The following is a 7,282-nucleotide window of genomic DNA, read 5'->3' on the forward strand; positions in this document are numbered from 1 at the left end:
CGCCGCCGAGAACGAGGTGGTGCTGCACGATCACGGTGTGTCCCGCCGCCATGCCCGCATCTTCGCGCGGGGCGGCAGGCACTACGTCATGGACCTGGGCAGCTCCCGTGGGACGCTCCTCAACGGCAAGCCGCTCGGCCGGGAGAAGGAGCAGGAGCTGCGCGGCGGAGATCGGCTCGCGATGGGGCCGCTGGAGTTCCTCTTCACGCCGCTGTCCCCCACAGAGCGAGAGCTCCCGAAGCCTGCCCCCGCGACAGTGAGGCCGCGCAGCAGCACCGTCATCACGCGGGCCCAGACCCAGGCCGAGATGCAGGCCATGGAGTCAGAGGACACCGGCCCCCACCGCACCTTGCCCGAGCTGGCGGGGCAGACGCTGGTGCCCGCCCCGGCCGGGATGGCCACGCTCGCCGAATTCGAGATCCCGACGATTGTGCACAGGCCCGCGGGGGCGCAGAAGGCGCCGCCCCCTTCGGCTCCGACGGCCACGATCGCCGAGCTCGAGATCCCCACGATCGTGAACGATGCCGCGGCGGTCGAGAAGGCACTGGCGGCGGCAGCGCTCGCCGCGAAGGCTTCGGACGCCGACTCCGAGGTCTCCACGATCACGCGGAAGGTCTCGCTGCCGAGCGCGCCGCCCGTCGCGCGCGCTGGCGCCTCCTCGCAGCCCGAGCCGAAGCTGTCCGCCGCCGAGCGGGCCCGGCTCCGCCGTGAGAGAAGAGGGTCCCTCGCCGGGCAGCTCCTGCTCTGGTGGGAAGGGCGCTCGCTCCGAGTCAGAGCCGTCGCCGGGGTGATGACCGGGGTGCTCCTCGTGGCCGTGGTGGGCGTGCTCGTCCACGTGTTCCGCCCCACGAAGGGGGCGGGGAAAACTCGGGGCCCGGAGCCCGCCCAGCTCCTGCCGACGCCGATCCCGGACTCCTTCGGGCTGGGCGACGGTGTCACCTGGGACCGGCCGGACTTGAAGGAGTTCCATTTCGAGTTCGCATCCCCCACCCGCGCAGTGGCTGTCCTACATTACCAGGCGAGTGACATCTCCCAGTCGCGCGAGGTGAGCATCAGCCTCAACGGGGCAGAGGTGGGCTGGATCCCAGCGGACAGCGCGGAGACGGACGAGCGGGAGCTGCAGCTGCTCCTCCCGCTCTTCTTGCTGCGCCGCGATGCGCCCAACTGGCTCGTCTTCGACAACACGCGCAACCCCCCGGGCGAGGAGCGCTGGCGGGTGTGGAACATGTACGTGGAGGTCATCCCCGTGCCAGAGCTGTCGGCCGAGCAGCTGCTTGCCCAGGCCCGGGTGCAGGCAACCACGGCTCGACGCTTCCATGAGCAGAAGGATGTAGGCTCGGAGAATCTCTTCAAGGCCTGGAAGCTGTTCCGCTCGGCATGGATCACCCTGGAAGCGCTCGAGAAGAAACCCGAGCTCTACGAAGATGTGCGCTACAGGCTCGCCGAGACGGCGAGGGAGCTGGATCAGGAGTGCCGGAAGCTGATGCTCGATTTTCAACGCAGTGTGCAGTACCGCGATGGGGACAAGGCCCTGGCGACCGTTCAGGAGGTCCTCAGGCGCTTCCCTACCACCGAGCATCGCTGCCACAATCTGGCAATAGAGAAGGCGACTGAGTACGAGCTTCCTATATAATTCGTGCTCTCTACGAGAAGTGGTGATTTCCCATGGCGAACTCTCCTCCGGCGCGACGCCGCCCGTCATCCTCAGGTGGTCCTCCGACTGGCACCGGGCAGCGGCCCATGCGCAAGACGGGGACGACGGCTGCGGCTGTGCGGGCCGCGCCCATGCCCTTCAGTGGCCCCAAGCTGATGGTCTCCGCCGGTCCCAAGGCCGGTGAGGAGTTCAGCCTGGAGGACAACGAGTACGTCGTCGGTCGCGCGACGGACAACCCGATCTGCATCCAGGACACCTCCGTCTCGCGCAAGCACATCATGCTGCGCCGGGTGGGCAGTGGCTGGACGGTGAGCGATCTGGGCTCCGGCAACGGCACCCTGGTGAACGGGGAGCAGATCACCGACGAGACGGTGCTGGCCAATGGGGACGTCATCACCATGGGCGACACCGAGGTGACGTTCACCGACGTGGCCAACGCGACGATGATGGTGGACATCACCGCGGGCACGGGGCGGTCCCGTGCGCTCTCCGGGCCTAGCGGGGTGCCGGTCCGGCCTGGGAGGCCCGAGCGTGTGCGGCCCGGGCGCGCGGTGAAGAAGGAAGTGGATCCCGCGCTCCAGAAGAAGAAGAAGATGATGATGGCCGGTGGGGGGCTGGTGCTGGTGCTGGCGGCCGCGGGGCTCATCGTCATCCAGGTGGGCAAGCAGGCCGAGCGGGAGCAGCTCTACCAAGAGCAGCTGCTGCAGGCCGAGCTGCGCAAGAAGCTCGCGACGATGTTCCAGGAGGCCAAGAACGACATCCGCGAGGGCCGGTACACGGAAGCCAAGACCCGGCTCCTGGAGCTGCAGGGAATGGCGCGTGACTACCCCGGTCTGGCGGACTACCTGCAGCAGGTGGACAAGGAGATCCCCAACCAGGAGCACCTGAAGGCGGCCCAGGCCGCGCTGGCGGAGAAGAAGCTGGCGCTGGCCAAGTCCGAGTCGGACAAGATCACCGCCGAGACGACGATGTTCGAGCAGGTGAACAAGCTGAAGCGGGAGCTGGCGGAGGCCTCCGAGGCGCAGGCGAAGGAGGCGCGGACGCTGCTGGACAACAAGCAGCTGGATCAAGCCCGCGCCATCACCGAGGACGTGCTGGCGGTCTTCCCCGAGCACCGCGACGCCAAGCTCATCAACGAAGAGGCCGTGAGGCTGATCCGCGTCCGGGATACGCCCGTGGCGCCGGCGCCGCCGCCGCCCACCGCGCCGCCCTGGGAGCAGGCCGCTGCGCGCTTCGTGGACGGAGATCTGTCTGGCGGAGTGGCGCTGGCCAACGCCTGCGTCTCCAAGCCCAAGTGCAAGGAGATGCTCAAGGACATGACGGAGTTCGGCAACCTCTACAAGAAGCTGGAGGATCTGGACGCCAAGGGGCTGGCTCGCCTGTTGTCGCTGGACAAGCAGATCACCGGGTCTCGCGGCCCCAGCAAGATGGCGAGGAACGCGGGCACGCGCGCGGCGAACATCTTCTACAAGAGCGCCTCCGCGGCTCGCGCGGCGGGACAGTGGGCTCGCGCGGTGGAGTACGCGCGGCGCACGGTCCAGGCGGATCCCGGCCACGCGGGTGCCAGCAACATCCTCACCGAGCTGAGGCAGAAGGCGAAGGATCTCTACCTCCAGGCCTATGCGCTCAAGGATGGCAACCCGGAGGACGCCGCCCCGAAGTTCCGGGAGGTTATCGCCATGACGCCGCCGGATGACGAGACCCACCAGAAGGCGCAGACCTGGCTCGACAAGATCCAGAGATGAAGCGGCGGCGCAAGGCGGGTGAGGAGCCGCCCGCTCCTGGCGTGCAGGGGGATCTGTTCGGCGCGACCGAGCCGTCCAAGGCCCTGGTCGTGGTGGCTCCTCCTGAGCCACCCCCGTCGCCGCAGCCTCCGCCGCAGCCGCCTCCTCCTCCAGAGAAGGCTCCTCCCGTGGAGAGGCCGGCCGTCGTCGAGCGTCCCGTCGTGGCGCAGGATGTGTCGGCGCCGCTGGCGTCTCTGCCCGGAGCACCTGCTCGGCCGGCGCGCACGGTGCTGTCCGTGGGCGAGCTCACCCGGCAGCTCAAGGAGACCATCGAGTCGCGCTATCCGCGCGTCGTCGTCCGGGGCGAGGTGTCCGGCTTCCGGGGCGCCAACGCGCGAGGGCACCTGTACTTCACCCTCAAGGATGCAGAGGCCTGCATTGACGCGAAGGTGTGGGCGTCCCAGGCGGCCCGGCTGCGCTTCGCCCTCCGGGATGGGCTGGAGGTGGTGGCCGAGGGCAGCGTGGACGTGTATGCGCCCCAGGGCCGCTACAGCCTCATCATCCAGCGGCTGGAGCCGGTGGGGGAGGGGGCCCGCGCGCTCGCCTTCGAGCAGCTCAAGGAGAAGCTGGCCGCGGAGGGGCTCATCGGAGATCGGCGCATCCGGCCGCCGCGCCCGCTGCCCTTCCTTCCCCGTCGCATCGGCGTGGTAACGAGCCGCACCGGCGCGGCGCTGCAGGACTTCCTGCGCGTGCTGCACTCGCGCAACCCTCGGCTGAGCGTGCTGCTGTGCGACGCGCGCGTGCAGGGCGAGGGCGCGGCGGAGGAGGTGGCGCGCGCCATCGAGCGCCTGGGCCGCGCCAGCGTGGACGTCGACGTCATTGTCGTGACGCGCGGCGGCGGCTCCGTGGAGGACCTCTGGACTTTCAATGAGGAGCGCGTCGCGCGGGCCATCCACGCCGCGCCCGTGCCTGTGGTGTCGGCGATCGGGCACGAGATCGACTTCACCATCGCGGACTTCGTGGCGGACTGGCGGGCGCCCACGCCCAGCGCCGCGGCGGAGCGGCTCTCGCCGGTGCTGAGCGATCTGGAGCTGACGCTGGCCACCCACGCCTCGCGGCTGCGCCAGGCGATGATGCGGCGGCAGGCGGAGCTGCGCGAGCGGCTGGGGAGCCTGGCCGGGCGGGTGGTGGATCCACGGCGGCGGATGGGGCAGGAGCGGCTGTTCCTCTCCGAGCAGCTCGAGGCGATGATGCGCGCCCTTCGGCCGGCCCAGCGCGAGCGCCGGGAGCGGCTGCGAGGGCTCCACGAGCGGCTCCAGCGCGCGCGGCCCCAGGCCCGGCTGGGAGAGCAGCGCGCGCACCTGTTGAGGTTGGCGGCACGGCTCCAGGAGGCGGCCCGAGCGAGCATCACCACCCGGCGCGGGGAGCTGGCGCGGGGGCAGCTGGGACTGGAGCGGGCCTCGCCCACGGCGCGGGTCGCCTCAGAGCGGGCGGTGCTTGCCGAGCGCAAGGCCCGCCTGGCGAGCCTGCAGCGGCACGGGCTCTCGGAGGCCTGGCGGCACTTCCAGCGCCTGGAGGCTCGGCTGGATGCCTTGAGCCCGCTGAAGGTCATGTCCCGAGGCTACGCGGTGGCCTTCCGGCGGCGGGATGGGGCGGTCGTGCACACCATCGGGGATGTGCAACCGGGCGAGCTGCTGGGGATCAAGCTCGCCAGCAGTGGGGCTCGGACGTTAGAGGGCTGTGAGGAGATCGAGGCCACGGTGACTGCCGTGAAGGGGCCGGTGGACTGCTGACAGTCCGGTAGTCCACGCTGGCTCCCAGCAGGGGCGTCCTTTAGAGTCGCCCGCCCCATCTTCACGGGGGTGGAGGTGTGGACGTGTCGAAGTCAGGCAAGGCGGTGGAGCCAGCGCCCGAGAAGTACGGGGACGTCGTGGCGCGCCTGGAGGAGATGGTGGCGAAGCTGGAGGGCGGCTCCCTGTCGCTCGAGGAGTCGCTGAAGGCTTTCGAGGAGGGCATCCGGCTGGTACGCAAGGGCGAGAAGCAGCTCAACGAGGCCGAGCAGCGCATCGAGCAGCTCCTGGTGGACGAGGAGGGCCGGGAGGCCGTGGCCGCCTTGCCCGCGGGGAACCGGCCTGCACCCACTGCGGCGCCTCGGGCCGTGGCCGCGAACAAGCCTCCTCCCGAGGACGACGTTCCATTCTGACGGCAGCATGCGGGGCCAGGCATGGAGAAGCCCAGAATCATCATCGTGGATGACGACCGCGACACGCGCGAGCTCCTCGCCATGGCCCTGGAGTCCGAGGGCTTCGAGGTGACGAGCGCGGCCAATGGCCTGCGGCTGATCTCCTCGCTGGAGCTGCACCGCCCGCACCTCATCCTCCTGGACGTGAACATGTCCTGGATCGACGGGTTCGAGCTGTGCAAGGCCGTGAAGAAGAACCAGAACTTCCGGGACATTCCCGTCGTCTTCGTGAGCGGGCGCGGCGAGCCGGAGGATCGGCGCAAAGGGCTGGAGGCGGGAGCCGCGGACTACTTCGTCAAGCCGCTGGAGCTCAACAGCCTGCTTGGCCGCATTCGTGAGCTGGTCCCGGCCGCGGCGCCGGAGGAGCAGTGAACTCGTGAGCAACTTCGACCTGAAGGACTTCCTTGCGAGACAGCAGACGCGCGTGGAAGCCCTGCTGCTCTCGCGTGCCAGCCGGCTGGAGGCCTCGGGGACGCCGCCGGGGCTGGCCGATGCCATGCGCTACTCGCTGCTGGCCGGCGGCAAGCGGCTGCGGCCCATCCTCTGCATGGCGTTCGCGGACACCATCCTCCAGCAGAGCGTCTCGCTGACGCCGGCCGAGGACGCCGCGTGCGCGCTCGAGTACGTCCACACCTACTCGCTGATCCATGACGATCTGCCCGCCATGGACAATGACGACTTCCGCCGGGGGCGGCCCACCTCTCACAAGGTCTACGGCCAGGCGCTGGCGATCCTCGCGGGGGATGCGCTCCTCACGGAGGCCTTCACCGTGCTGGCCTCTGGCCCGGAGCCGGTGCGGGCCTCGCTGTGCCGGGAGCTGGCAGTGGCCGCCGGAGCGGCGGGCATGGTCGGCGGTCAGGTGCTCGACATCGCCGAGGATCGGCCCGCGCAGATCGACTACCTCTCGCGCATGCATGGCATGAAGACGGGCGCCCTGATCCGCGCGGCGTGCCGGCTCGGGGTGCTGGCCGCGGGTGGGAGCGCGGATGCCCTCTCTCGGGCGGACTCCTATGGAGAGTCCATCGGGCTGGCGTTCCAGATCGCCGACGACATCCTGGACGTGATGGGGAACGCCAAGGACATGGGCAAGCCCGTGCACGCCGATGCCGCGGCGGGGCGCCATACCTACCCGGCCGTGATCGGGCTGGAGGCCTCCTGGATGCTGGCCGAGCGCAAGGTGGCGGAGGCGGTGGCCGCGGTGGAGCCACTGGAGGGCACGGGAGGCCCGCTGGCAGTGCTGGCGCGCTACGTGCTGGAGCGGAACTCGTGACACCCCTCCTCGCGGGCATCCATGAGCCCGCGGATGTGAGGGCCCTGCCCGAGGCGGAGCTGCCGCGCCTGTGCGAAGAGATCCGGGAGGAGATCATCTCCATCTGCGGGCACGTGGGCGGCCACCTGGGGGCCTCGCTCGGAGCGGTGGAGCTGGTGGTGGCGCTGCACCGGGTGTTCCACTCGTCCCAGGATGCGATCCTCTTCGACGTGGGCCACCAGGCGTACGCGCACAAGATCCTCACCGGGCGGCGCGAGCGCATGGGCACGCTGCGGCAGGTGGGGGGTATTGCGCCCTTCCTGGATCCCCGGGAGAGCCCACACGATGCGCTGGCCGCCGGGCATGCCTGCACCGCGGTGTCGGCGGCGCTGGGGATGCTCGAGGGGCGGCGC

The 7,282-nt window shown here is 70.1% G+C and carries 7 protein-coding genes; all 7 read left to right on the forward strand.

Annotation, left to right across the window (positions count from 1 at the left end; all coding sequences use genetic code 11):
• Positions 1 to 1,633, forward strand: a 1,633-nt coding sequence (locus VD972_RS21640) for an FHA domain-containing protein (RefSeq protein ID WP_324989932.1), incomplete at its 5' end; no start/stop codon positions are given.
• Between the two features lie 107 nt (positions 1,634 to 1,740).
• On the forward strand, positions 1,741 to 3,399 hold the full coding sequence (locus VD972_RS21645) for an FHA domain-containing protein (RefSeq protein WP_324989934.1): 1,659 nt from the start codon (positions 1,741 to 1,743) through the stop codon (positions 3,397 to 3,399).
• Positions 3,396 to 5,171, forward strand: coding sequence for an exodeoxyribonuclease VII large subunit (gene xseA, locus VD972_RS21650; protein ID WP_324989936.1), 1,776 nt, complete (start codon positions 3,396 to 3,398; stop codon positions 5,169 to 5,171). Before VD972_RS21645 ends, xseA begins: the two co-directional genes overlap by 4 nt.
• 77 nt (positions 5,172 to 5,248) lie before the next feature.
• The gene (locus VD972_RS21655) at positions 5,249 to 5,581 is read left to right on the forward strand and encodes an exodeoxyribonuclease VII small subunit (protein WP_414654097.1); all 333 of its coding nucleotides are present in this window, start codon (positions 5,249 to 5,251) and stop codon (positions 5,579 to 5,581) included.
• 21 nt (positions 5,582 to 5,602) lie between these two features.
• Positions 5,603 to 5,992 carry a response regulator gene (locus VD972_RS21660; RefSeq protein ID WP_324989940.1) on the forward strand — a complete coding sequence of 130 codons (390 nt, stop codon included), beginning with the start codon at positions 5,603 to 5,605 and terminating at the stop codon, positions 5,990 to 5,992.
• 4 nt (positions 5,993 to 5,996) lie between these two features.
• On the forward strand, positions 5,997 to 6,890 hold the full coding sequence (locus VD972_RS21665; RefSeq protein WP_324989942.1) for a farnesyl diphosphate synthase: 894 nt from the start codon (positions 5,997 to 5,999) through the stop codon (positions 6,888 to 6,890).
• Positions 6,887 to 7,282, forward strand: a 396-nt coding sequence (locus tag VD972_RS21670; protein ID WP_324989944.1) for a 1-deoxy-D-xylulose-5-phosphate synthase N-terminal domain-containing protein, incomplete at its 3' end; no start/stop codon positions are given. The genes VD972_RS21665 and VD972_RS21670, both read left to right, overlap by 4 nt.

It is taken from the genome of Hyalangium sp. (assembly GCF_035629615.1).
In the GTDB taxonomy this organism is placed as follows: domain Bacteria; phylum Myxococcota; class Myxococcia; order Myxococcales; family Myxococcaceae; genus Hyalangium.